At 36.9% G+C, this 23,422-nt stretch carries 25 protein-coding genes; all 25 read right to left on the bottom strand.

Annotated elements, in window-relative coordinates:
- Positions 1 to 286: 286 nt before the first annotated feature.
- Positions 287 to 1,552: an RIP metalloprotease RseP gene (gene rseP / locus BN1066_RS16025; protein ID WP_077320451.1), complete on the bottom strand. Its 1,266-nt coding sequence runs from the start codon at positions 1,550 to 1,552 to the stop codon at positions 287 to 289.
- A gap of 433 nt (positions 1,553 to 1,985) precedes the next feature.
- Positions 1,986 to 2,786, bottom strand: a complete 801-nt coding sequence (locus tag BN1066_RS16020; protein WP_077320450.1) for a phosphatidate cytidylyltransferase — start codon at positions 2,784 to 2,786, stop codon at positions 1,986 to 1,988.
- 12 nt (positions 2,787 to 2,798) lie between these two features.
- Entirely contained in the window at positions 2,799 to 3,560 is a 762-nt protein-coding gene (locus BN1066_RS16015; protein WP_077320449.1) for an undecaprenyl pyrophosphate synthase, read from the bottom strand.
- A 195-nt stretch (positions 3,561 to 3,755) separates the two neighbouring features.
- Complete coding sequence (gene frr / locus BN1066_RS16010) at positions 3,756 to 4,304, bottom strand: ribosome recycling factor (protein WP_077320448.1); 549 nt, start codon at positions 4,302 to 4,304, stop codon at positions 3,756 to 3,758.
- 2 nt (positions 4,305 to 4,306) lie between these two features.
- Positions 4,307 to 5,029, bottom strand: a complete 723-nt coding sequence (gene pyrH, locus BN1066_RS16005; RefSeq protein ID WP_077320447.1) for a UMP kinase — start codon at positions 5,027 to 5,029, stop codon at positions 4,307 to 4,309.
- A 95-nt stretch (positions 5,030 to 5,124) separates the two neighbouring features.
- Complete coding sequence (tsf, locus tag BN1066_RS16000; RefSeq protein WP_077320446.1) at positions 5,125 to 6,009, bottom strand: translation elongation factor Ts; 885 nt, start codon at positions 6,007 to 6,009, stop codon at positions 5,125 to 5,127.
- Positions 6,010 to 6,099: 90 nt separating this feature from the next.
- Complete coding sequence (rpsB, locus tag BN1066_RS15995; protein WP_077320445.1) at positions 6,100 to 6,873, bottom strand: 30S ribosomal protein S2; 774 nt, start codon at positions 6,871 to 6,873, stop codon at positions 6,100 to 6,102.
- A gap of 634 nt (positions 6,874 to 7,507) precedes the next feature.
- A complete protein-coding gene (locus tag BN1066_RS15990; RefSeq protein WP_077320444.1) occupies positions 7,508 to 7,930 on the bottom strand; it encodes a DUF6115 domain-containing protein in 423 nt (140 codons plus the stop codon).
- Positions 7,931 to 7,943: 13 nt separating this feature from the next.
- A complete protein-coding gene (locus BN1066_RS15985) occupies positions 7,944 to 8,249 on the bottom strand; it encodes a hypothetical protein (protein WP_077320443.1) in 306 nt (101 codons plus the stop codon).
- 187 nt (positions 8,250 to 8,436) lie between these two features.
- Positions 8,437 to 9,819: a flagellar assembly protein A gene (locus BN1066_RS15980; RefSeq protein WP_077320442.1), complete on the bottom strand. Its 1,383-nt coding sequence runs from the start codon at positions 9,817 to 9,819 to the stop codon at positions 8,437 to 8,439.
- A gap of 76 nt (positions 9,820 to 9,895) precedes the next feature.
- Complete coding sequence (locus BN1066_RS15975) at positions 9,896 to 10,675, bottom strand: FliA/WhiG family RNA polymerase sigma factor (protein ID WP_077320441.1); 780 nt, start codon at positions 10,673 to 10,675, stop codon at positions 9,896 to 9,898.
- 35 nt (positions 10,676 to 10,710) lie between these two features.
- Positions 10,711 to 11,211, bottom strand: a complete 501-nt coding sequence (locus BN1066_RS15970; protein ID WP_077320440.1) for a chemotaxis protein CheD — start codon at positions 11,209 to 11,211, stop codon at positions 10,711 to 10,713.
- Positions 11,204 to 11,836: a chemotaxis protein CheC gene (locus BN1066_RS15965; protein ID WP_077320439.1), complete on the bottom strand. Its 633-nt coding sequence runs from the start codon at positions 11,834 to 11,836 to the stop codon at positions 11,204 to 11,206. Before BN1066_RS15965 ends, BN1066_RS15970 begins: the two co-directional genes overlap by 8 nt.
- A 6-nt stretch (positions 11,837 to 11,842) precedes the next feature.
- Positions 11,843 to 12,313: a chemotaxis protein CheW gene (locus BN1066_RS15960; RefSeq protein ID WP_143695862.1), complete on the bottom strand. Its 471-nt coding sequence runs from the start codon at positions 12,311 to 12,313 to the stop codon at positions 11,843 to 11,845.
- 24 nt (positions 12,314 to 12,337) lie between these two features.
- Complete coding sequence (locus BN1066_RS15955; protein WP_077320437.1) at positions 12,338 to 14,365, bottom strand: chemotaxis protein CheA; 2,028 nt, start codon at positions 14,363 to 14,365, stop codon at positions 12,338 to 12,340.
- 15 nt (positions 14,366 to 14,380) lie between these two features.
- Complete coding sequence (locus BN1066_RS15950; RefSeq protein WP_077320436.1) at positions 14,381 to 15,430, bottom strand: protein-glutamate methylesterase/protein-glutamine glutaminase; 1,050 nt, start codon at positions 15,428 to 15,430, stop codon at positions 14,381 to 14,383.
- Between the two features lie 6 nt (positions 15,431 to 15,436).
- Positions 15,437 to 16,306 carry a MinD/ParA family protein gene (locus tag BN1066_RS15945; RefSeq protein WP_077320435.1) on the bottom strand — a complete coding sequence of 290 codons (870 nt, stop codon included), beginning with the start codon at positions 16,304 to 16,306 and terminating at the stop codon, positions 15,437 to 15,439.
- The gene (gene flhF / locus BN1066_RS15940) at positions 16,296 to 17,414 is read right to left on the bottom strand and encodes a flagellar biosynthesis GTPase FlhF (protein WP_077320434.1); all 1,119 of its coding nucleotides are present in this window, start codon (positions 17,412 to 17,414) and stop codon (positions 16,296 to 16,298) included. The genes BN1066_RS15945 and flhF overlap by 11 nt, the downstream gene beginning before the upstream one ends.
- Positions 17,411 to 19,444: a flagellar biosynthesis protein FlhA gene (gene flhA / locus BN1066_RS15935; RefSeq protein ID WP_077320433.1), complete on the bottom strand. Its 2,034-nt coding sequence runs from the start codon at positions 19,442 to 19,444 to the stop codon at positions 17,411 to 17,413. The genes flhF and flhA overlap by 4 nt, the downstream gene beginning before the upstream one ends.
- Positions 19,445 to 19,463: 19 nt before the next feature.
- Entirely contained in the window at positions 19,464 to 20,543 is a 1,080-nt protein-coding gene (gene flhB / locus BN1066_RS15930; RefSeq protein ID WP_077320432.1) for a flagellar biosynthesis protein FlhB, read from the bottom strand.
- Between the two features lies 1 nt (position 20,544).
- Positions 20,545 to 21,324, bottom strand: a complete 780-nt coding sequence (fliR, locus tag BN1066_RS15925) for a flagellar biosynthetic protein FliR (protein ID WP_077320431.1) — start codon at positions 21,322 to 21,324, stop codon at positions 20,545 to 20,547.
- A gap of 3 nt (positions 21,325 to 21,327) precedes the next feature.
- Positions 21,328 to 21,597, bottom strand: coding sequence for a flagellar biosynthesis protein FliQ (gene fliQ, locus BN1066_RS15920; protein WP_077320430.1), 270 nt, complete (start codon positions 21,595 to 21,597; stop codon positions 21,328 to 21,330).
- Between the two features lie 130 nt (positions 21,598 to 21,727).
- Positions 21,728 to 22,393 (bottom strand): flagellar type III secretion system pore protein FliP, encoded by a 666-nt coding sequence (gene fliP, locus BN1066_RS15915; RefSeq protein WP_077320429.1) that lies wholly within the window; start codon positions 22,391 to 22,393, stop codon positions 21,728 to 21,730.
- Positions 22,386 to 23,042 (bottom strand): flagellar biosynthetic protein FliO, encoded by a 657-nt coding sequence (locus tag BN1066_RS15910; RefSeq protein ID WP_245799811.1) that lies wholly within the window; start codon positions 23,040 to 23,042, stop codon positions 22,386 to 22,388. The genes fliP and BN1066_RS15910 overlap by 8 nt, the downstream gene beginning before the upstream one ends.
- Positions 23,043 to 23,058: 16 nt before the next feature.
- A complete protein-coding gene (locus BN1066_RS15905) occupies positions 23,059 to 23,421 on the bottom strand; it encodes a response regulator (RefSeq protein ID WP_077320427.1) in 363 nt (120 codons plus the stop codon).
- Position 23,422 lies beyond the last annotated feature (1 nt).

The following is a 23,422-nucleotide window of genomic DNA, read 5'->3' as shown; positions in this document are numbered from 1 at the left end:
CTATCCGTATGGTAATCTTTTTGACTCTAAACTAGTTGAAGAGACCTCCAAAACCATATATTTGAATAAATTCTTGTTTCTTAAAGGGTTGATAAGGATACCATTTTTAAAACTGCTTAGGCGTACATTAGAATCTATTATCTAACTGAAGCTAAGGTAAATTCGTTGTTTTAAACAATCACTTTTCTTAAGCGAAACCAAGCTTTAAAAATCGGCCCATTGTCTTTAGCCTTTCATCCAAAGTCTAATGATCCATTCATGTGGATATGCAGCAGCTTTATACAATTTAAAGGAATAAGCGCTGAATATCATTCCACGTAACGATAATCATTAAAAGCATTAAAAAGGCAAAACCAACAAAATGGAACAAGCCTTCTTTTTCCGGCGCAATCGGCTTTCCACGAACGGCCTCAATACCAACAAATAATAATCGACCCCCATCTAGTGCAGGAAGTGGAACAAGATTTACTATTCCTAAGTTAATGCTTAACATTGCTGTCCACAGCAGGAAATTAGTAAATCCTGTTTGAACAATTTGATCCGTTGCATCATAAATCCCGACTGGTCCGGATAATGTTTCAATTGGTAATTGACCTGTTATTAGCATTCCTAAGTTCGTTAAAATAAGCTTTGTCGTTTCAAAGGTTTGCGTAAAACCATAGGAAACTGTTCCTAATAGTGATTTCTCAAAGGCCTTATAGACACCAATTTGCCCAAATGGCTCTTGTCCTTCCATTCCTGGAACCTCTGCAGGAATAACGGTTAACGGCACTTCTTTCCCTTCACGAAGAACAACTAGATCAAGCTCCTCACCGGGGTTTTCTCGAACAATGGTAGTAAATTGTTGCCATGTCGAAATGGACTGACCCTCTATTTTTACAACCTCATCGCCGTTTTTAATCCCCGCTTCAGCTGCTGGGCTATCCGCTTGTACTTCACCCATTTTAGCTTCTTCCACAGGTACTCCTTGAATAACACCCAGTATTAAAAAGATGACAATTGCCAGGACAAAGTTCATCATTGGACCTGCAAACAATTGCATAGCACGTTGACCGACGGATTTGGATGCAAATTGCCGATTATAAGGTGCAATTTGTGTCTCTTGTTCATCCATAACAAACTTGGCTTTTGGATGCACCTTAAACCGTAACTCTTCATCCTGTTCATCAATTTCATAACCTACAATTTGCAGCTTATGATCTAAATCTGCTTCCTCTATTTCAATCACGCGGGCATTGGGATGCTTTGATTTATGATTAACGATGATTTTAATGACCTCATCTTGTTCATTAAATTCGAGCCCAACATGATGACCAGGCTTTAGATCAATAATTTCTGGGTCTTCTCCGGCCACTCTTACATATCCGCCAATTGGAAGGAGTCGAATTGTATACACCGTTTCGTTTCTTGTAAATGCAAATACTTTAGGTCCAAAACCAATCGCAAACTCTCGTGCGAGCATACCAGCTCGTTTGGCAAAAATCAAATGACCCCATTCATGGATAAAAACGAGGAGACCGAACATGAAAATAAACGCGATTACCGTATTCAAAAAGAACACCTTCCTTTTAATAGGATGTAGACTTATTTCTCGTTAATTTTTATTGCTATGACGATGTTAAAAAAGCATCTAAAAAATGATGCATCGAATCTCGTTGTTCATTCAAACGTATAAAGTGAGACTTGATTCAGTAGGAGTTTTCTTCCATCTCCTACTGAATGTTAGTACCGCAAGGGCATGATCTAAAGATCCTTGAACAAATCGGGCATTTAGGTGCCGTTTTCTCTCAGTTTAATTTCTTCGTATTTCCTACACTCTTGAAGTGGGAGTATTACGGCACCTTACATGCGGGATAAAACTTTAGAATATGTTTCCATGTTGTAAAGATTATTATTTCTAAGTATAACAAGTCAGTAGACAGCCAAGTTTATTTATTGTTCAGGAAACGATACCCGTTTACACTACTAATTATTTTATTATGTGCTTAATTAAAAAAACCTACTAAGTGTAAAATCGGTAATACAAATAATAAACTGTCAAACCGATCCAATATACCTCCATGACCAGGAAGCACGTTGCCAGAGTCCTTCACACCAAAATGCCGTTTGAATGCAGATTCTACGAGGTCACCAATTTGTCCAAATACGGAAGCGATAATGGCTACACCAATCATACCGATTAATGTATCTTCAATTGGATGAATTAATTGAAAAATAATACTCGTAATGATCGCCATAACGATGCCACCTATTGCACCCTCTACTGTTTTATTCGGACTGATTTTTGGCCAAAGCTTCCGTTTTCCAAATGCTCGTCCAACAAAATAAGCACCTGTATCTGTCGACCAGATAAGCAAAAATATATACAGGATAGTGGCTAATCCCCCGCCATTTTCACCTTCTCTAGCCAAAATTAAATAATAAAAACCCATGCCTACATAGATAGCGGATAATAAAACAACACCAGCGTGATCAAATGTAAATTTATTTTTTACTAATACGGTATATGATAGTAATAATAATACTATAAGCATAACTATCTCTGTTTTCGTCAGCCATGCAAAGGGAGTAGTTCCCGAATGCTCCTGCATCATTAACACCCATAATAACACAATTCCCATAACGGATGGAATCGAGTATTTAGCTATATTTCCCATCCTGATCAACTCAAGAAAGCCGATAGTCGCCATTATATATACTAATATTTCAAATGGCAAACCGCCAATAATAACAAATGGGACAAATATAATGAGTGCAACAATGGCTGTTATAATCCGTTGCTTCATATTATCCTCACCTTAAATTCCGCCATAACGGCGTTGACGTTGTTGGTATTCTTCAATCGCTTGTTTAAATACTGCTTCATCAAAATCCGGCCAAAGCACATCGGTAAACCAAAATTCCGTATAGGCCATCTGCCAAAGTAAAAAATTACTCAAACGTTGTTCCCCGCTTGTTCGTATTAATAAGTCCGGATCATGAAGTCCATTTGTGTATAGATACTTAGAAAAGACGGTTTCATCAATTGCATCCAGTGTTAACTTAGCTTCATTAATATCAGACACGATATGTTTCATTGCTTGCACAATTTCATACCTACTACCATAGTTTAATGCAAAGTTCAGTAATAATCCATCATTATTCTTTGTTTTATCAATCGCATATTGAACGGCTTCTTTTGTATGTGCTGGTAACGCATTAAATTCCCCGATTGTTTGGATACGTACATTTCTTTCCATTAGCTCTGGTAAATGAATATGTAAAAATTCCTTTGGCAGTTTCATTAAAAATTCGATTTCTTTTTGGGGCCTTTTCCAATTTTCTGTTGAAAAAGCATATAAGGTTAAAATTTTAACATTGAATTGGTGTGCTGCTCTAACTGCTTTTACAACTGCATCAACACCCTCTTTATGACCGGCAATTCTTGGGAGCGACCTTTTTTTCGCCCACCTACCATTCCCATCCATAATAATGGCGATATGATTCGGAACGTTTTTACTATCCATTAGTTGTATTGTTTCTTTTTGTTTCTTTTTTATGAAAGGAAGTCTAATTGACATAATTTGTCCTCCGAATATTGTTTACCGTTTCTGTTTCTTCATCTATCCATCGTATGATGTTTAAGCACATTTTATGCTTAAGTTAAACACCATTATATCACGTAAATCAAGTTTTATTATACTATTTTTCCTTAAGAAAACAAAAGCCCCCTTAAATAAAGAGGGGCTTTTTCTATTCATTTTATATGAAATAGGTTAAACTTCCATAATTTCTTTTTCTTTATTTTTTGCCAGTTCATCGATTTTTTCAATGTACTTATCGGTAGCTTTTTGAACGTCGTCTTGTAAAGCTCTTCGTTCATCTTCCGGTAGACCTTCCTCTTTTTTCAACTGATCATTTGCTTCACGACGGAGATTTCTTACTTGTACACGTGATTCCTCTGCATATTTACCGACAACTTTGACTAAATCTTTACGGCGTTCTTCAGTTAGTGGCGGAATATTAATACGAATCACATTACCATCACTGGACGGAGAAATCCCTAAATCTGCTTTTTGAATGGCTTTTTCAATATCTGAGATAGCTGTTTTATCATATGGAGTAATAACAAGAAGTCTGGCTTCCGGAGCAGAAACGGATGCTAATTGATTTAATGGTGTACTTGTGCCGTAATATTCGACAAATACACTATCTAATAAACTTGGATTTGCTCTTCCTGCTCTAATTGTCGCCAAATTTTTAGTAAATGCTTGAACAGCTTGTTCCATTTTTTCTTTCATTTGTTTCATTATATCATCCGACATATTTATTTCCCCCTTATCGTCGTTCCTATTACTTCTCCTTGTACGACTCGTTTTATATTGCCTTCCTCCATAATTGAGAATACGACTAATGGAATATCGTTATCCATGCACAAGGTTGAAGCTGTTGAATCCATGACACCGAGTCCTTCATTTAGCATTTCCATGTAAGAAAGCTGATCATACTTCGTTGCATTCTTGTTCAGCTTAGGATCTTCGGTATAAACTCCATCTACATTGTTTTTAGCCATGAGGATAACTTCTGCTTCAATCTCTGCAGCACGTAAAGCTGCCGTTGTATCCGTAGAAAAGAATGGATTTCCAGTTCCTGCAGCAAAAATGACTACACGCTTTTTCTCCAGATGACGAATTGCTTTTCTCCTTATGTACGGCTCCGCTACTTGTCGCATTTCAATTGATGTTTGCACTCTTGTTGGAATACCGATATTCTCCAACCCATCCTGCAGTGCTAGAGCGTTCATAATGGTAGCTAGCATCCCCATATAATCTGCTGTTGCTCGATCCATGCCCATTTCACTACCAATTTTACCACGCCAAATGTTTCCTCCACCAACAACAATTGCAATTTCTACACCTAATTCAGCTACTTCTTTTACCTGATTAGCGATCGACTGAATGACCTTTGGTTCAATACCAAAACCATTTTTGCCACTTAATGCTTCTCCACTTAATTTAAGTACGATTCTACGGTAACAAGCTGTTGTCATAGTAACCTCCATAGAAAAATGATAGTTATTTATTGTGAATGTATAAAGCTGTATGGAGAAATAGGGAACAATTTCTTGCTCCCTATGACCAACCATTACTTTTTGATTTGACTCATTACTTCATCTGCGAAGTTTTCTTCTCTTTTTTCCATACCTTCGCCTACTTCATAACGAGCAAATGATTTTACAGAAGCACCTTTATCAGAAACATACTTTTTCACTTTTTGGTCTGGATCTTTGACAAAGTTTTGTTCCAATAAACAAATTTCCTCAAAAAATTTGCCAAGACGGCCTTCTACCATTTTTTCTACAATATGCTCGGGCTTTCCTTCATTTAATGCTTGCGCTTTTAGCACTTCTCGTTCATGATTTACTTCTTCTTCAGCCACTTGATCACGAGAAATATAACGCGGATTTACAGCTGCTATATGCATGGCTACATCTTTTGCCACTTCTTTATCAGTTGTTCCTTCTAACAGTGTAAGTACACCGATGCGCCCACCCATATGCAAGTATTCGCCAAATGTATCATTATCTGTTTTTGTTAAAATCGTAAAGCGGCGAAGTGATAACTTTTCACCGATTTTTGCAACAGCAGCTTTGATGTAATTTTCTACTGTGTCACCCGTTTCCGCCATTGTTTGTTGAAGTGCTTCTTCAACAGTTTCCGGTTTTTTCTGAAGCAAATGATCAGCAAGTTGAACAAGCAGTTGTTTAAATTGATCATTTTTCGTTACAAAATCTGTTTCACAATTTACTTCTAGTAAAACAGCCGTGTTACCTTCCGTTTTAATATAGGTTGAACCTTCAGCCGCAATGCGATCAGCTTTCTTAGCTGCTTTAGAAAGTCCTTTTTCTCGTAAATAATCGATAGCAGCATCCATGTTCCCATCTGTTTCTTGTAGCGCTTTTTTACAATCCATCATGCCTGCGCCTGTTTTTTCACGTAATTCTTTAACCATTTTTGCAGTAATAGCCATTTAAAATCCTCCTTGACACGAATACGTTTTTCTTTAAAAAAGGTGATAAAAGGCTCTCATCCTCTTATCACCCTCACCTTTAATTGATGATTAATCTTGTTTTGTTTCAGTAGCTGCTTCAGCTTCTTTTTCTGCTTTAGGTTCTTCTTTTTCTGCTTCTGCTGGAACTTCTTCCATTTCTTCGCCTTGTTTTACCTCTAAAATAGCATCTGCCATTTTTGAAGTCAAAAGTTTTACAGCACGAATTGCATCATCATTTGCAGGGATTACATAATCAATTTCATCCGGATCACAGTTTGTATCTACAATTCCGATAATTGGAATATTTAATTTATGAGCTTCAGCAATTGCAATTCGTTCTTTACGTGGGTCAATAACAAACAACGCATCTGGAAGCTTATTCATTTCTTTAATCCCGCCAAGGAATTTCACTAAACGATCTTTTTCTTTTAGCAGGTTCATAACTTCTTTCTTCGGTAATACGTCGAATGTACCGTCTTCTTCCATACGCTCAATGTCTTTTAAACGATTGATACGTTTGCGAATCGTTTGGAAGTTAGTAAGTGTACCACCTAACCAGCGTTGATTTACATAGAACATACCGGAGCGAATCGCTTCTTCACGTACTGATTCCTGTGCTTGTTTTTTGGTACCTACGAAAAGGATGGTACCTCCGTTTGCTACAACTTCCTTCACGTAATTGTATGCTTCATCTACCTTTTTCACTGTTTTTTGCAGGTCGATGATATAAATTCCATTACGCTCTGTGAAGATGTATTTTTTCATCTTCGGATTCCAGCGACGAGTCTGATGACCAAAATGTACACCAGCTTCAAGTAGCTGTTTCATTGAAATAGCTGACATTAAAAATTCCTCCTAATGGTTTTTATCCTCCGCTTAGATCCTCTTTGTAAAAAGACCATAACTTAATTACGGCACCACATTTACAAATCCCTAAGCGTGTGTAATTTACAAACTAACGCTCTCATGCGAAAAATATTGTATTCACACCACAAGATAATATATCATAACAAATAGAAGGAATCAAGTATAATTATATAATATACAGTTTTATCAAAAAAAATTCTTTTTACATTATAGAAAAGTATAAAACTTTAGGCTTTGTCCCGCATGTAAGGTGCCGTAAGTTTCCCACTTCAAGTCCTGAATTGATACAAAAGGGTCAAGTGGTAGAAAACGGCACCTAAATGCCCGATTGGTTTAACTAACATTCCGTGTAAAAAGCATTCCACGGAATGAAGTTTCACTTTATCCCGCATGTAAGGTGCCGTAAGACTCCTGCTTCAAGAGCTTGAGTTGATACAAGGGGTCAAAAGTGGAAGAAACGGCACCTAAATGCCCAATTAGTTCAACTTATATTCAGTAGGAGAGGGAAGCAAATTCCTACTGAATGAAGTTTCACTTTATCATATAAGAAAAACGATAGCTTTCGTCATCAAGACTTGGCGACAAACCAAGTTTTTCTAACATATAACATTTATTGTTGATGTAACTTAATAATTAGTTCCGCTTCTGTTTTACCGCAATTTAACTGCTTGGCGATCTCCCCTGGAGAGAGTCCTTTACTATAAAGCTGTAGTATGTTTGCTTTTAGTGATGTAACTACTTTGTCCTCTTTGCTGTCATCAACCATTGGGACATTTTCCACTATGGTGCTTGCGATCTCTTCCATGTTTCCTTCGCTATCGGGCTCTAATTGCGCATGGTTCGTTTGTTTAAGCGCCTGTTGCAGGCGGTTATTTTCCTCTTTAAATTCCGCTAAATATGATTCAAATAACGCTCCAATATTAGAATCAGTTGTGTTCGATTGGTGGTGTTGTTTTACTTGTTTAAGCTGATAAATAGCCGAAAATGAAATGATATGCAATAAAAAACTAATCAACAGTAAAAAAGATGTCATGAAAAATCCCTCTCTACCCGTTAAAATCAATCTGTTTTCCTAAATACGGATGTTGATATTTTTGTAATTTTTTCTTATTGTCTTTTCGCTTATTAGGAAACTTCTCAGAGGTGTTTTTATCAGCTTCCCCCTCCCATTTAGATCGATATAATTGTTCGGTTTCCGCTACTTGCTTGCGCTTTAATTCTTCCTGAAGCAGCTGATGTTGAGTAAGGGAAGCTTGAAAATCTTGGCCTTGTCTTAACAATTGCTGCTGAAGCTTTCCGGCGTCCTGAGAACGTGGAAGAGCTACCTGCATTTCAACCGATTTCCACCCCACTAGATCACTTCCTTTACAATCAAATAAAGTGAACTTCAGTCAAGGAATGCTTTTCTCCTTGAATGTTAGTACCGCAAGGGTATGACACCTAAAGGTCTTTAAACAAATCGGGCATTTAAGAGATGTTTCTCTCACCATGTCGTCAGGGGGTCATAAAGGACATTTGAGATAAGAGAAATACCGATCCTTACATGCGGGACAAAGGATGTATGACAATTTCGTTGTCAACTAAATGCATTTTAACATAATGATGATCTGCTTTAATCACCCGGCGATATTTACCAAAGGCAACCGTAACATTTGAATACAAATAATTTCTAACAATAAGTTCCGCTTCCTGTTCACTTCCTAAATAGGAATTAAGCTCATTCACAGCTTGTTCGACCTCTTCCAATTCAGCCTTTGTCTTACTCCATGAATGTTTTTGGCGAAGCGCTGTAATTCTTAATTTAGGATCATCTGTTTTTTTATTTGCCTTCAGCTTCTCGCCTAATAAAGTTAATTTCGCCAATATCGCTTCCAAGTCCTGCTTTTTAGTAAGCAACTTGTTTTTTTGTTGCTCCACTAATTGATTCAGTCCAAAAATAATTTCCGTTTTCGTACTTAGTCGATTTCCCACATCTTTTGCTTCTGCCATTTTTCCCACAGATAGCGTACCACCAATTATACTTCCTTTTTGGCAAAAAACATGCCCCTTTATCGTACAAATACTATGAATGATGGAATTCTCTACATATAAATCTTTTTCTGCAATTACATTACCTTGATTGATATAGCCAATTTGAATAGACTCCCCAGCTTCAATTGTTCCCTTTCCCTGTCCAGCTAAACCTTCTGATACATGAACGGAACCACCAGCAGATATGGTTGCAGCCTCCACCATCCCAAATATTTTGATGTCTCCACCTGCTTTTACACTATAACCTGCAGGAACATCTCCGCGGATAATAATAGTTCCTACAAAATCTAAGTTTCCTTTTTTCATAGAAAGTGTTTCATGAATTTCAAAAACAGGTTGTATTTGGATTAACTTCCCTCTAATGCTTAATTGCCCTTCTGATACGGCGTAAAAAGTTTGATTTTCTTCTTTAAAAACCACATTCTTACCCGCTTTTATTAAAGCGGGACGACCTGGACGAGCTGCAATCATCTTACCATTTACCATGTAACCCGGTGTCCCTTTTGTTGGGGGCTTAACCGTAGCTATTTTCTCTCCTTTTTTAACGGAAGGAATTCGCATGACATCGCGAAAATTCCATTGTTGATCACGATTTATCTCTGTGGAGAAATCTGAAACATACTCGACTTTTCCATCCTTACCATGCTCCGGCTGCTTCCCCCGTGCAATAGTTAATGGAAACACATCCATAGTTGGACGTTGAATAAAGTGCGTTATTGCTTCATCCATAATTCCATATTTGATATGATGTTGGGCTAGTAGCTGACGAAGCGATTCATCTGTTAATTCCACATTTGAAAGATCTTGACCTTCTTTTACATCAATTTGCGCGAGCATTTTATCTTTTGCAACCGTAACGGTTAACACTTCTTCTAATTGTAATTGACCCATAACATATGTTCCGCCCTTCTATTCTAGCTAATATCACCTAACTAGAAAATGAGAAACCATTGCAGAATCACAAATATTAGGAAAGAACTTGAATTTTATTCAAGGAATGACGAAGTTTTAAAATGGATTTTTTATGAATTTGTGATATTCGTGATGTAGTTAATCCTAGAACCTCCCCAATTTCTGTTAATGTTAATTCATCGTGATAGAAAAGACTTATTACGAGCTGCTCATTTTTATTCAACTTTTTTATTCCTTCTATTAATTCTTCTTTCAATTCATTATTTAATATTTGTTCTTCTGGAGCAAGCGATTTCTCATCTGGTATCGAATAACCTATTCCTTCTTTTAATTTCATTTTCGGATCACTAGGTTTTTCTTCTATCGATAATACATTTGCAAAAAGAGAATCACACATCGCACTCTCCACCTCTTTAACCGTCATACCTGCATGCCTGGCAATTTCAGCGGCACTCGGTATTTGTTGATTTTGTTGTTCAAGCTGATGAGCTATTTTTTCAACTTTTTTTGTTTTTTCTCGTAAGGAGCGAGGTAGCCAATCCTCTCTGCGTAAACCATCAATAATTGCGCCTTTGATACGAAAAGAAGCGTATGTGTCAAACTTAAAGTCTCTCGTTGGATCAAATTTTTTTAATGCATCATAAAGTCCCATTAACGCAAAGCTTTTCACATCACTTTTCATCACGCTATTTGGTAAGTGGCTTGCGATTCTCTCCACATGAAAACTGACTAGATACATATACTTTTCAATTAACTCATTTGCAGCATCCATATCATTGTTGTTTAACCAACTATCCCACAGCTCTTGTTCATGTGGAGATGGATTCACTTTCATCTTTGTTCACCCCTTATTACAATAAGCTAATCCTTTTATATGAAGGTATCACCCTTATTTACCGTCCTGATTTTCAATTGACTTGTTTCTGGATCAAATTCAATTGTTCGTCCAGCATTTCCTCCTACGTCAGAAGCAATAATGGGAATCGATAGCTGTTTAAGCTGCTCTAAAACAGCTTCGACATTACGCGGTCCAATTCGCATGATATCTGAACCATTGGAGAACTGAAACATCTGTGCTCCACCTGCCACTTTTGCTTTGAGCATACCTTTTCTCGCGCCTGCTTTAAAAAGACGGTCTACTAAATAAGGAATAGCTGTATCTGCGTACTTATACATATTAAAATCTGGCTGTCTTGCTAGTTTTGAATTTGGCAAAAGTACATGAGAAAGTCCTGCAATTTGTTTACGTTCATCATAAATAACAACACCTACACATGATCCTAATCCTGCTGTGCGTATTTTTTGCGGAGCCTTAACTATATTTAAATCAGCAATACCCACCCTAATAATCGATGATGTTGTTTTAGTCATGATCATTAATTCCTAACGCTTGAAATATTTTAGTAAACGAATCCGGATTAGGGATAAATAAAAAATTACCTTTAATTTTATTTGTTAGATAAGAAGGATGAATCTTCGTATCGATAATTAAGGCGTAATCTGTAACCTGGGATATTTCTAGTAATCCTACTGTTAAAATAGCCGCTGCCATGTCAACACTTAAATAAGGTATAGAAGGCTGCAGGTTCATATTCGTAAAATCCGCCAATGCAGATAGATAAGCACCCGTCAAAATATTTCCAGCCTCTTGCAACACAGATGCCGCCAGTTCATTATCTGCCGTATTTGTAAGTTTAAGTTCACTATTTTGCGTTATCTCCTTGATTAGAGCATTCGCTTCCTCTATGGATAAAATGAAGTAAACTGTTCCTGGTGCATCTCCTTTTATTTGAAATAACAAAGCAACGATGATTGCTTCCGGTCCCCCTATTAGCTCCATCATTTCATCATAACTTACGATTTTAACAGCAGGCACTTCCATTTCTACTTTTCTATTTAATAGTTTTGACATGGAAGTCGCCGCATTTCCAGCTCCAATATTACCAATCTCACGCAACACATCTTTTTGCATTTGCGTTAATTTTGTAACATCCATACATATTTATCCTTCTACCGATTTTAACTCTTGAATTTCTTCTTCGGTTAAAACCTTTTGCATATTTAGTAAAATCAATAAGCGATTATCCAACTTCGCTACACCATCAATGTATTTTGCCTCAACAGTACCAATAACCTCTGGAGTAGGTTCAATTTCTGATTCAGGAATGTCAATCACATCATTCGCAGCATCTACGATCAGCCCTACCTCCATCTCATCTACAAAGACGATAATGATGCGGGTAGAATCATTGTAAGCCGTTTTCTCCATACCAAAACGGAGACGCAAATCAATAACCGGAGTTACTACTCCTCTTAAATTAATTACTCCTTTAACAAAATCTGCCGTCTGCGGAACTCTAGTAATTGGAATCATTCTTTCAATTGATCCTACTTGCTGTACGGATACTGCGTATTCCTCATCTCCAAGCTGAAATACGATTACTTTTCTGCTAGTCGTTGCGTTATTTTCCATCGTTTTTTCCTCCAATATTATTAGTTATTTAATGAGTGCATTGCTATCAATAATTAATGCTACTTCACCGTCGCCAAGTATGGTTGCTCCAGAAATAGCAAATGTTTCTGTTAAATAGCTTCCCAATGATTTTAAAACAACTTCTTGCTGTCCAATAAACGAATCAACTACTAATCCGGTTAATTTATTGCCCTTTTTCACGATAACAATGGACAAATAGTCGCTTGATGGCGCTTCCTCGTTGATCGGTACAGCAAAAATTTCATTTAAAAATGCTAATGGAACAACCGTACCACGAAAATCAATCACTTTCGTATGATGTGCATGCATAATATCATCTTTATGCACAATTGCAGTTTCAATAATGGATGATAATGGGATTGCATACTTTTCTTTTTGTAACTCAATAAGTAATACGGAAATGATTGAAAGCGTCAGTGGCAATTGAATCGAGAAAATAGAACCTTGATCTGGTTTTGAATCAATGGAAATTCTTCCACCTAAAGATTCAATGGTGTTTTTAACGACATCTAAGCCAACGCCTCTACCAGATAAATCAGAGACTTGATCTGCAGTAGAAAAGCCACTGGACATGATCAGATCAAATACTTGCTGATCGGTTAAAATTTCTGCCTGACTCTCAGAAAGAATGCCTTTTGCAATTGCTTTTTTTAGAACCTTCTCTCTGCTAATTCCCGCTCCATCATCTTTAATTTCTATAAAAACATGATTTCCGCTATGATATGCCTCTAGTTTTAATGTTCCTTGTTCTGGCTTTCCTTTGTTCATACGTTCTTCTGGAGATTCGATCCCATGATCCATTGCGTTACGAATTAGATGTACTAGTGGATCGCCAATTTCATCAATAACCGTACGATCTAATTCTGTTTCTGCACCAATAATTTCTACTTCTACTTTTTTATTTAGATCACGAGCTACTTGACGAATCATTCTTGGAAAACGATTAAACACTTGTTCAATAGGTACCATTCGCATGGTTAAAATAATAGATTGCAAGTCACTCGATACCCGCGACATATGTTCTACGGTGTCTTGTAAATCTTTATTATCCAAATCAGAAGCTAGTTGCTCTAATCTGCCACGATCGACAACTAACTCTTCAAATAGATTCATTAATACATCCAGTCTATCGATATTTACGCGGATAGTTTTATTAACAACACTATGTGAATTTGCTTGGTTGTGTTGTTTTTTCTTTGGTGACTTTGTTTGTTGATTTTCTTTTGGTATTTTTTTCGTTTCACTTTCTGCTTCACTTTTATCAAGCTGGTTCGTTGAAAAAGGATATATCTCCACGGATTCAATCTCAGAAACCTTTTCGATGTTTTGTTTTACTAAGTCCTCTGGATGCTTGGTAATAAATAAAAGAGAAAATGATCGGTCAAATTGTTCTTCCTCGATCTCTGTGACAGACGGATCCGACTTTATAATTTCTCCAAGCTTTTCTAATACTTCAAAAATCATGAAAGCACGAGCGCCTCTTAATAAACAGTCTTCTCTTAGCGTTACCGTAATTTCATAATTAAAATATCCACGTTCTGTTGATTCATTTAAAATAGTAATAGCAAATTCATCTATATTACTTACTTTATGTGGATGTTCTGCTGAATCGGTTGCTGGTTTGGTTTGTTCTTTTGCTGATGGAACAGACTCCCCCTGTTCAAGCTGTTTTAATTGTTCAACAGCATCGCTAACGTCCCTGCTTCCATCTCCACCTTGTGCAATATCTTCAACCATTTCATTTAAATGGTCAACGGAAGCAAATAGTACATCCATCATTTCCGTATTTACGGAAATTTTTCCTTCTTTAATCGCATCAAACACATTTTCTAATTTATGTGTAAGATTGGCTAAGTCATTAAAGCCCATTGTTGCAGACATTCCCTTTAGCGTATGAGCCGCTCGAAAGATCTCTTCAATGATTGCTTTTTCGTCCGGATTTTTTTCTAAGGCTAGTAATTGATTATACAAGACTTCTAAATGCTCATTACTCTCATCAATAAAAATACTTAAATAGCCTGATGTATCCATTTCGTATCCCTCCATTTATACTAAATTTGTTATTAAATTACTCATTTCGCCTAAAGGTGCTTGCTTATTCACGTAATTTGTTCGAACAGCAGCTTTTGGCATGCCATAAACGATTGCAGTTTCTTCTGATTCGGCGATAACATAGGTATGCTGATCCATTTTCTTTAGTTCTTTAATGCCATTCGCTCCATCATTCCCCATACCTGTTAATACAACCGCAATCTTATTCACTTCTTTTACCTGAGCCAATGAAGTAAATAGCATGTCAACAGAAGGCCGATGTCCACGTAAAGCAGCTTCTGTCGTTAAATCAATAAACAAAGAGGTTCCAACTTGTTTCACTTTCATGTGAAAACCACCTGGTGCGATATAGATAACACCGTTTTCTAGTAGCTCCCCATCCTCTGCTTCCTTTACCAATAAAGCAGCTTTTTGATTAAGCCGTTGGGCTAATGACTTCGTAAAACCAGCTGGCATGTGTTGTACAACTAAAACAGATGCTGCTAGATTTTTTGGTAAACGCTGGATAATATGTTCAAGTGCACGTGGTCCTCCGGTAGAAGTCCCAATAGCTACAATCGTTTGCTTATGTTTAACTGCGGGATTAGTTTGCTTTACTAAAGTTGATGGCTGCTTGACAATCTCCTTTTGCTGTAATGGCAGACTAACTTGTGAAGCAGTCACAACTTTGTCAATAATTTCCTGTTTCATCGTAGCAATATCGATGGAAATAGCGCCCGACGGCTTGGCAATAAAATCTACTGCACCACTTGAAATAGCCTGGATGGTTTTAAACGATGCGTCCTCCGTAGCGCTTGAAAGCATGACAACTGGAGTAGGATGAGATTGCATCAGCTCTTTTAATGCTGTTATTCCATCCATTACTGGCATGTGAATATCTAATGTCACTACATCTGGATTCAGTTGCTTGATTTTTTCTAATCCATCTTGACCATTTCTAGCTGTTGCAATAACTTCTATGCGAGGGTCACTTGTTAATAAATCGGAAATTACTTTTCGCATAAAGGCTGAATCATCAATTACAATGACACGAATTGGGTTCATCTTTCTTTACCTCTCTGTCCATAATTGTTTTAGTTTGTTTAAAAAGGATGAAACGTTTGTCTGTTCTGCTCCACATGCTTGCTCCATATACGTAAGTACAAGTCGTTTGATTGCTTTTGTAATCGGTGCTCGCTCATAAAGGAAAATAAAGGGTGTTTGTCTAATGACTGCTTTCGTCACTGCTTTATCTTCAGGTAAACTACCTAAGAGCTTTATTTCTAATTGTAAAAATTGACGAACTACCGCTTGAAACCGTTCCAAAGACTTCCTTCCTTGTGCCTCCGATTGGCTTCGATTCATGATCACTTGAATCGGGAGCGAAGGATTGTAGGAAACAATGTGCTTAATCATGCTGTATCCATCCGTAATAGAAGTTGGTTCAGGTGTTGTAATAACGATACATTCATCCGCAGCCAAAATAAACGTTAATGTATCTTGGGTAATTCCTGCACCCATATCAAAAATAATATAGTCATATGTTGGAATGATTGTTTGATATTGTTGAAAGAAAAAATCTTTTGTTGCTTGATTCATGGAAAAAATATTCGATAAACCGGAACCAGCTGCCACATAATGAAGATTATTTGGGCCTGTTTCAATAATTTCTTGAATAGAAAGATGACGCTCAAACATATCGATAATTGTTTTTTGTACCTGTAAGCCTAATAAAATGTCAATATTCCCCATTCCAATATCCATATCGATGATGAGTACACGTTTCTTTTGATTTAATAATTCAAGTGAGAGATTTAGGGTTATATTTGACTTACCGACACCACCTTTGCCACTAATCACAGCGACTGTTTTGGCATGTTTTTGTTTACTTAATGCTGGATGTAACCTTCTTCTTAATCCAGATGCTTGGTCATTTTTCATAAGCATCCCTCATTACATATGTCGCTAGTAGCTGTGAAGAGGGATTGAGTAAATGTTCCGGGACGTCTTGTCCATTCGAGATATAAGCAACACCTATATTTTTCCTTAATGCGATATTCAACATACTGCCAAACTGACTCGTTTCATCCATCTTGGTGAAAATAACCTCTGTAATGTTTAGCGGTTTAAATCGATCAAAAATATCAGTTATATCTTTAGGCTTTGCAGTTAAGGAAAGCACTAAATACGTATCTGCACCCTCTGATCTTCCAATACCAATATCAGCCTGCAGCTGTTTTACATACATTTCTTCACGAAAATTACGCCCAGCTGTGTCAATAAATACGACATCATATGCCGAGAACTTTTTAATTGCTTCTTCAAAATCCGCTCTCGTATACACGACTTCAATTGGCACCTGTAATATATCAGCATATGTCTTTAGCTGCTCAACTGCTGCTATCCGATACGTGTCAGCCGTTATTAAAGCCACTCGCTTACGGTCCTCAAGCTTACTTTTAGCTGCTACTTTGGCAATTGTTGTCGTTTTACCAACACCAGTTGGCCCGACGAAATATACAAGCTTATTTTTATAGGTTAGACCTTGAAACGATACCCTCTCCAGTCGCTTCGTTATTTCCTCTTCTACTTGTTTTACAATGAATGGACGATTCATTTGCTGCTTATTTTGCTGATATTCAATGACAGCTTCGATAATGCTTGCCGCAAGCTGCTGCTCTACTTCTTGATCCAGTAAGTAGTGGTAGACCAGCTGATAATCAGCCGGATATGTAATTGTTTCAATGGCAGATTGATGTAGAAGCTGTTTTACCTGCTCTAATTCCTTCAACAGATTACTATTTTCTGTCGGTTTCACCATCTGATTCTTATGTAATCCTTTATCTTCTGTTACCACTTGTTTTTTCGGTACTACTGGTTGTGGATCTTTCACAGCTACGACTTCAATTTGCTGTTTTTTTAACAGTCCGAAAAACCGGCCTCTTTTAATATTTCTCGTTTGTAATATAACAGCTTCTGTTCCGAGTTCTTTCCGAATTTGTTTCATTGCTTCCGGCATTGAATCGGCAATATATTTCTTCACCTTCATGCGATATTCACCACCCCGACACTTTGTACCTGAACATCAGGCTCCAGTTCATTATAGGATAGGACAACAACATTTGGTAAAAAGCGGTCTAACAACTGTCTTACATACATGCGAACAGCGGGTGAGCATAATAAAATTGCTGTTTCCTCTTGAAGCGTCAGCCGTTCTACTTCTTCCTTCATCTGTTTGATTAACTGTTGTTGTAATTCCGGATCCATCGATAAAAAACTACCGTGCTCTGTCTGTTGAATACTTTCAGCTATTGCTTTTTCAGCTTTTGGTGATAAAGTGACTACTTTTAGGGATTGATTATCCTCTGTGTACTGCTTTGTAATTTGGCTAGAGAGTGCTTGACGAACATATTCCGTAAGCAAATCCGTATCGTTTGTTAATTTAGCAAAGTCAGCAAGTATTTCAAAGATAATCGGCAAATTACGAATAGATACTCTTTCTTTTAATAACTTTGCCAACACTTTCTGAATATCACCTATGGATAATGGTTCTGGAGTAACTTCCTCTACTAATATTGGATAGCTTTCTTTTAGATGATCAATTAATTGCTTCGTTTCTTCTCGGCCTAAGAGCTCATGCGCATGTTTTTTAATCGTTTCCGTTAAATGTGTGGATACGACAGATGGAGGATCAACCACCGTATAGCCCGATAATTCTGCTTCATCTTTTAACTCTTCTGTTATCCATTTTGCAGGTAAGCCAAATGCAGGTTCGTTCGTGTCGATTCCTTCCAAGTCGTCATCTTCTATATCTGGTGCCATTGCTAAATAATGATCAAGAAGCAGCTCACCAGATGCAACTTCATTCCCTTTTATTTTTAAGCGATATTCGTTTGGTTGCAGTTGAATATTATCACGAATCCGAACGACTGGAATGACAATACCTAATTCAATGGCTAACTGTCTACGAATCATCACAATCCGATCGAGCAAATCTCCGCCTTGATTGGCATCTGCTAACGGAATCAATGAATAACCGAACTCAAATTCAATTGGGTCCAAATTTAACAAATGGACAACATTCTCCGGAGATTTCATTACTTCACTTTCGGTTTGATCGTTCTCCTCATCTGTTGGCTCCTCTACTACCTGCGTTTGCTTTAATAAGAGATAGCCGCTCAATGCTAATAGTCCGGCAATAATCGTAGTTAAAAAGAAATTAATTGGTGTTAAGCCAAGTAAAAATATGGTTCCTGCAGCAATGAATAATAGCTTCGGATATTGCAACAATTGTCCTGAAACGTCTTCTCCCAGATTTCCTTCTCCAGCAGTTCTTGTTACGACAATACCGGTGGCAGTAGAGATTAATAATGCTGGAATTTGACTTACTAATCCGTCACCAACCGTAAGACGCATAAACGTATTAATGGCTTCTTGGAAAGACATGTCCATTTGTACCATACCGATAATTAAACCAAAAACAATATTGATAAGAACGATAATGATTCCGGCAATTGCATCCCCTTTAACAAATTTACTCGCCCCATCCATGGATCCGTGAAAGTCTGCTTCCTTTTCAACTTTTTCTCGCCGTTTTTTTGCCTGTTGTTCCGAAATTAAGCCTGCATTTAAATCTGCATCGATACTCATCTGTTTTCCAGGCATAGCGTCTAATGTAAAACGAGCAGCCACTTCGGAAACACGTTCAGCTCCTTTTGTAATAACGAGAAATTGGATAATGACTAAAATAACGAAAACGACAAAACCAACTAATGGATTACCCCCAATTACAAAGGAGCCAAACGTGTCGACAACACCGCCGGCATCAGCTTCTGATAAAATCGACCTTGTTGTGGAAACATTTAATCCTAAGCGAAATAAAGTTAGTAATAATAACAGGGTAGGAAAGACGGAAAATTGCAGTGCTTCATGTGTGTTCATCGAAACTAAGATAACGATGAGAGCTAATGAGATATTGCAAAGTATTAATACACTTAACAGCCATCCAGGCAATGGAACAATTAACATAATAATAATTAAAATGACGCCTAATAGTACGGATAGGTCTCTTGCTTTCATCGGGGTCTCTCCTTATTGCTTAAACTTTTTTCTCTAACTTATATACATATGCCAATATTTCGGCAACCGCCTGAAAAAATACTTCAGGTATCATATCACCAACATCTATTGCTCGATATAAAGAGCGCGCTAAAGGTTTATTTTCCACCATGATGATGTCATTTTTTTTGGCGATTTCTTTTATCTTTTGAGCGACATCGTCTACCCCTTTAGCGACAACATATGGTGCAGAAGCTTTTTCCTCATCATACTTAATAGCAATTGCAATATGCGTAGGGTTTGTAATGATAACATCTGCATGAGGAACTTCACTCATCATTCTGCGTGTTGCCATTTGTCTTTGTCTTTCTTTTATCTTTGATTTAATGAGTGGGTCTCCTTCCATATTCTTATATTCATCTTTTATATCTTGCTTTGACATTCTCATATTTTTCTCGTAATCGTATCGTTGATAAGCATAATCAAATACAGCTAAAAACAATAATAAAATAATCACTGTTATTCCCATAGTGATCGTTACTTTCCCGAAAAAACCTAATGACGCTTCAGGGGTTTTGAAGGCCGTCATCATCATATCATCTTTATAAAACCAAATAACGGCAAACGTCGCTACACCAATACTTACGATTTTTAATAATGACTTTAGAAGCTCAACAAGTGCACGAATAGAAAAAATCCGTTTTGCTCCTTGGATCGGGTCAATCTTCTTCAAGTCAAATTTAAGTGGTTCTGTTGTAAATAAGAAGCCAATTTGCAAAAAATTTGCCGCTAATGCTGCAATAATGGCTATGATCATTATAGGAGCTAACATTTTAGCTACTTCCAGCGTAGCTCCTGAAAAAATTTGCTGAACGGTTTTTTCTGTTACTTCCCAATGGATAAATTCTGTAAATGTATGTTTATATAAGGAAGTCATCGTTTCCTTCATGAAATTTCCAAACGAAAATAATATGATAAACGTAAACAACAGTAAAAAAGCTGTATTAACGTCTTGACTTTTGGCAACCTTCCCTTTTTTTCGTTCATCTTGACGTTTTTTCGGAGTAGCCCTTTCTGTTTTCTCACCTGCAAAAAACTGCAAATTCATCTTAAGTTGCAAGTTAGCCACCTCCGAATAACTGCATTAGCGTACGAATAGTATCAAACATAATTTCAAATAAGTTTTTAACTAAAATGACGTATAAACTCATAAAAAACAACAACACAATAAAACTAACCATTATTTTTAGAGGCAAACCAACAACAAATACATTTAATTGCGGTACGGTTCTTGCAATAATGCCTAAAGCTACATCAACTAGAAATAGACAGCCAACAATTGGGATTGCAATTTGAAAAGCAATCAGAAACATATGATTAAAACTATCGATAATGTAATTCACAATCGATTCATCTTGTAAAGGCAGGAATTGGTCGATTGGAATAAATTGATAGCTATTTACGATCCCATCTATTAAAATATGATGACCATTTACCGATAATAAAAATAGTAGCGCAATAATATAGAAATATTGCCCGGTTAACGGACTTTGCGCTCCAGTTTGTGGGTCAATCACATTGGCGATGGCAAATCCCATTTGAAAATCAATGAAGCCTCCGGCGATTTGCACAGCTGATAAAATAATATAAGCCATTAAACCGATTAATAGTCCTATTAAAACTTCTTTAAACACCAATAGCAAATAAGTTAAATCTATTGTTAAGGTTGGTGCGTCAACCGTATAAAACAATAGATATGCCAGGAAAAAACTAATCCCTATTTTAAAAGGTGTTGGAATGGTACGGTAAGAAAAAAGTGGCATTACGATGAAAAACGCCAACACTCTTACAAAAACAAGTAAAAATACAGGAATGCTATTTATATTTATTATTTCTAACATCATTTACCCTACAAACTGATTTATATTTTGAAACAGATCGGAAGTAAATTCTACGAGTACGGACAGCATCCAAGGTCCAAAAACAACTAATCCAATTAGTACAGCAACAATTTTAGGGATAAACGCCAATGTCTGCTCTTGGATTTGTGTTGTCGCCTGAAAAATGCTGACTAAAAGGCCGACACCTAATGCGAGTATTAGTAAAGGCCCTGTGACCAATAGAATGGTATATACACCTTTTTCTGCAAGAGTTAATACAAACTCACTGCTCATATTACAACAGCCTCCTTCTTTCTATGGCTAAGGTTCAGCTACCGTCTAATCAGCAAGCTAATAATAAACTTCCTTGCGCGATTCTCGAAGAGGACAGAATAAAAGATGAATAGCTTTAGAGAATGATTGGTTAAAAGCTATCAAGCAATGAATGTGTAATTAAATACCAGCCATCTACGAGAACAAACAACAAGATTTTAAAAGGCAAGGATATCATAACTGGAGGAAGCATCATCATCCCCATTGACATCAATACACTGGCAACAGCCATATCAATAATCAAAAACGGAACAAAGATCATAAATCCCATTTGAAACGCTGTTTTCAGCTCACTAATGGCAAATGCAGGAACTAAGGTAGTTAAGGGAATATCTTCCACTGTCTCTGGACGCTCCAGTTCAGCATAATTCATAAATAGTGCTAAATCCTTTTGCCTGGTATGCTCTGCCATAAACTCTTTAATCGGAATGCTCGCTTCTTCATACGCCTCATCTAGTGTAATTTCCTCTGCAAATAACGGCTGTAATGACTGCTCATAAACCTCATTAAATATCGGTGCCATAATAAAGAAGGTAAGAAATAAAGCTAAGCCTATTAGTACTTGATTCGGCGGCATTTGCTGAGTCGCAAGTGACGTACGAACAAACGATAAGACGATAATAATTCTCGTAAAGCTTGTCATTAAGATTAATATACTAGGAGCTAAGGTCAGAACAGTTAATAATAAAATAAGCTTTACCGATATCGATATATTTTCTGGATCAGAACTGGAAAACATATCTACAAATTCATTCATTTTGATCTTCCTTCTGTTTGTACTCCTGAATCATTTTATTACGGTTCTCCTTTAGTTTGTCCAGTTCATTCATAAACTGCTTCTTAAAAGCTGTCGTTGTATTTGTGTTTTGCTGTTGTTCTCCTTTTTGATCTTTCTTTTTTCGAAATAAAGCAAAAGGGATGGTGTCCATTGCATCATCTTTCGCTAATTCCCCGATAAGTGTATCATCATCGATTTCTTGAAGCAGCTCAACATTATCGCCAACTCCAATTAAATAAAATTTACTACCAACCCGTACAATTTGTAGTGATTTATTTTGTCCTACCGATATGCCACCGAGGTTTTCTAACGCCTTTACTTGATGAAACATAGCGTTCTTCTTTTTTAAAAACTTTAAAAAAGCATAGATTAAACCTAAAATCAGAAATAAAACAATAATTAGTTTGATAAAATTTAACCATAGAGGTGTTGTTTCTGCTTTTTCATTTACAAGTTTGGATGATTCCTTGTCCTTATCTATCGGTTTCTCTTCAGATGGTTCACAATCAGCTTCTTTAATACAATCATTAACCGTTTTAGGTGCTGCTTCTACTTCTATTTCGAAACAAAACAGAAGTAGAAGCAAACTAAGTAAGCTAATACCATACATACGTAACGATTTATTCAATATCATTCACTCACTTTTAGCTCAATGCCTTTTGAATCGCTTCAATCACTCGATCGGCTTGGAATGGCTTGACAATAAAATCCTTAGCTCCTGCCTGGATTGCATCAATTACCATAGCTTGTTGCCCCATTGCAGAGCACATAATAATTTTTGCCTGTGGGTCACTTGCAAGTATTTCCTTTAACGCCGTGATTCCATCTTTTTCCGGCATCGTAATATCCATTGTAACTAAATCAGGTGTTAATTCCTTGTATTTTTCTACTGCCTGCGCTCCATCTTGTGCTTCACCAACTACCTCATACCCATTTTTCGATAAAATATCTTTAATCATCATTCGCATAAATGCTGCATCATCTACTATTAAAATACGATTTCCCATA

This window comes from Virgibacillus proomii (assembly GCF_900162615.1).
GTDB lineage: Bacteria > Bacillota > Bacilli > Bacillales > Amphibacillaceae > Virgibacillus > Virgibacillus proomii.
The sequence above is the reverse complement of the archived record's forward strand: the minus strand, read 5'-3'. Positions and strand labels throughout refer to the sequence as shown.

Coding starts and splice junctions, on each gene's coding strand:
- BN1066_RS16020 (WP_077320450.1), bottom strand. CDS start 2,786: ATGAAGCAACGGATTATAACAGCCATTGTTGCACTCATTATATTTGTC.
- BN1066_RS16015 (WP_077320449.1), bottom strand. CDS start 3,560: ATGTCAATTAGACTTCCTTTCATAAAAAAGAAACAAAAAGAAACAATA.
- frr (WP_077320448.1), bottom strand. CDS start 4,304: ATGTCGGATGATATAATGAAACAAATGAAAGAAAAAATGGAACAAGCT.
- pyrH (WP_077320447.1), bottom strand. CDS start 5,029: ATGACAACAGCTTGTTACCGTAGAATCGTACTTAAATTAAGTGGAGAA.
- tsf (WP_077320446.1), bottom strand. CDS start 6,009: ATGGCTATTACTGCAAAAATGGTTAAAGAATTACGTGAAAAAACAGGC.
- rpsB (WP_077320445.1), bottom strand. CDS start 6,873: ATGTCAGCTATTTCAATGAAACAGCTACTTGAAGCTGGTGTACATTTT.
- BN1066_RS15990 (WP_077320444.1), bottom strand. CDS start 7,930: ATGACATCTTTTTTACTGTTGATTAGTTTTTTATTGCATATCATTTCA.
- BN1066_RS15980 (WP_077320442.1), bottom strand. CDS start 9,819: ATGGGTCAATTACAATTAGAAGAAGTGTTAACCGTTACGGTTGCAAAA.
- BN1066_RS15975 (WP_077320441.1), bottom strand. CDS start 10,675: ATGAAAGTGAATCCATCTCCACATGAACAAGAGCTGTGGGATAGTTGG.
- BN1066_RS15970 (WP_077320440.1), bottom strand. CDS start 11,211: ATGACTAAAACAACATCATCGATTATTAGGGTGGGTATTGCTGATTTA.
- BN1066_RS15965 (WP_077320439.1), bottom strand. CDS start 11,836: ATGGATGTTACAAAATTAACGCAAATGCAAAAAGATGTGTTGCGTGAG.
- BN1066_RS15960 (WP_143695862.1), bottom strand. CDS start 12,313: ATGGAAAATAACGCAACGACTAGCAGAAAAGTAATCGTATTTCAGCTT.
- BN1066_RS15955 (WP_077320437.1), bottom strand. CDS start 14,365: ATGGATACATCAGGCTATTTAAGTATTTTTATTGATGAGAGTAATGAG.
- BN1066_RS15950 (WP_077320436.1), bottom strand. CDS start 15,430: ATGAACCCAATTCGTGTCATTGTAATTGATGATTCAGCCTTTATGCGA.
- BN1066_RS15945 (WP_077320435.1), bottom strand. CDS start 16,306: ATGAAAAATGACCAAGCATCTGGATTAAGAAGAAGGTTACATCCAGCA.
- flhF (WP_077320434.1), bottom strand. CDS start 17,414: ATGAAGGTGAAGAAATATATTGCCGATTCAATGCCGGAAGCAATGAAA.
- flhA (WP_077320433.1), bottom strand. CDS start 19,444: ATGAAAGCAAGAGACCTATCCGTACTATTAGGCGTCATTTTAATTATT.
- fliR (WP_077320431.1), bottom strand. CDS start 21,324: ATGTTAGAAATAATAAATATAAATAGCATTCCTGTATTTTTACTTGTT.
- fliQ (WP_077320430.1), bottom strand. CDS start 21,597: ATGAGCAGTGAGTTTGTATTAACTCTTGCAGAAAAAGGTGTATATACC.
- fliP (WP_077320429.1), bottom strand. CDS start 22,393: ATGAATGAATTTGTAGATATGTTTTCCAGTTCTGATCCAGAAAATATA.
- BN1066_RS15905 (WP_077320427.1), bottom strand. CDS start 23,421: ATGGGAAATCGTATTTTAATAGTAGATGATGCAGCATTTATGCGAATG.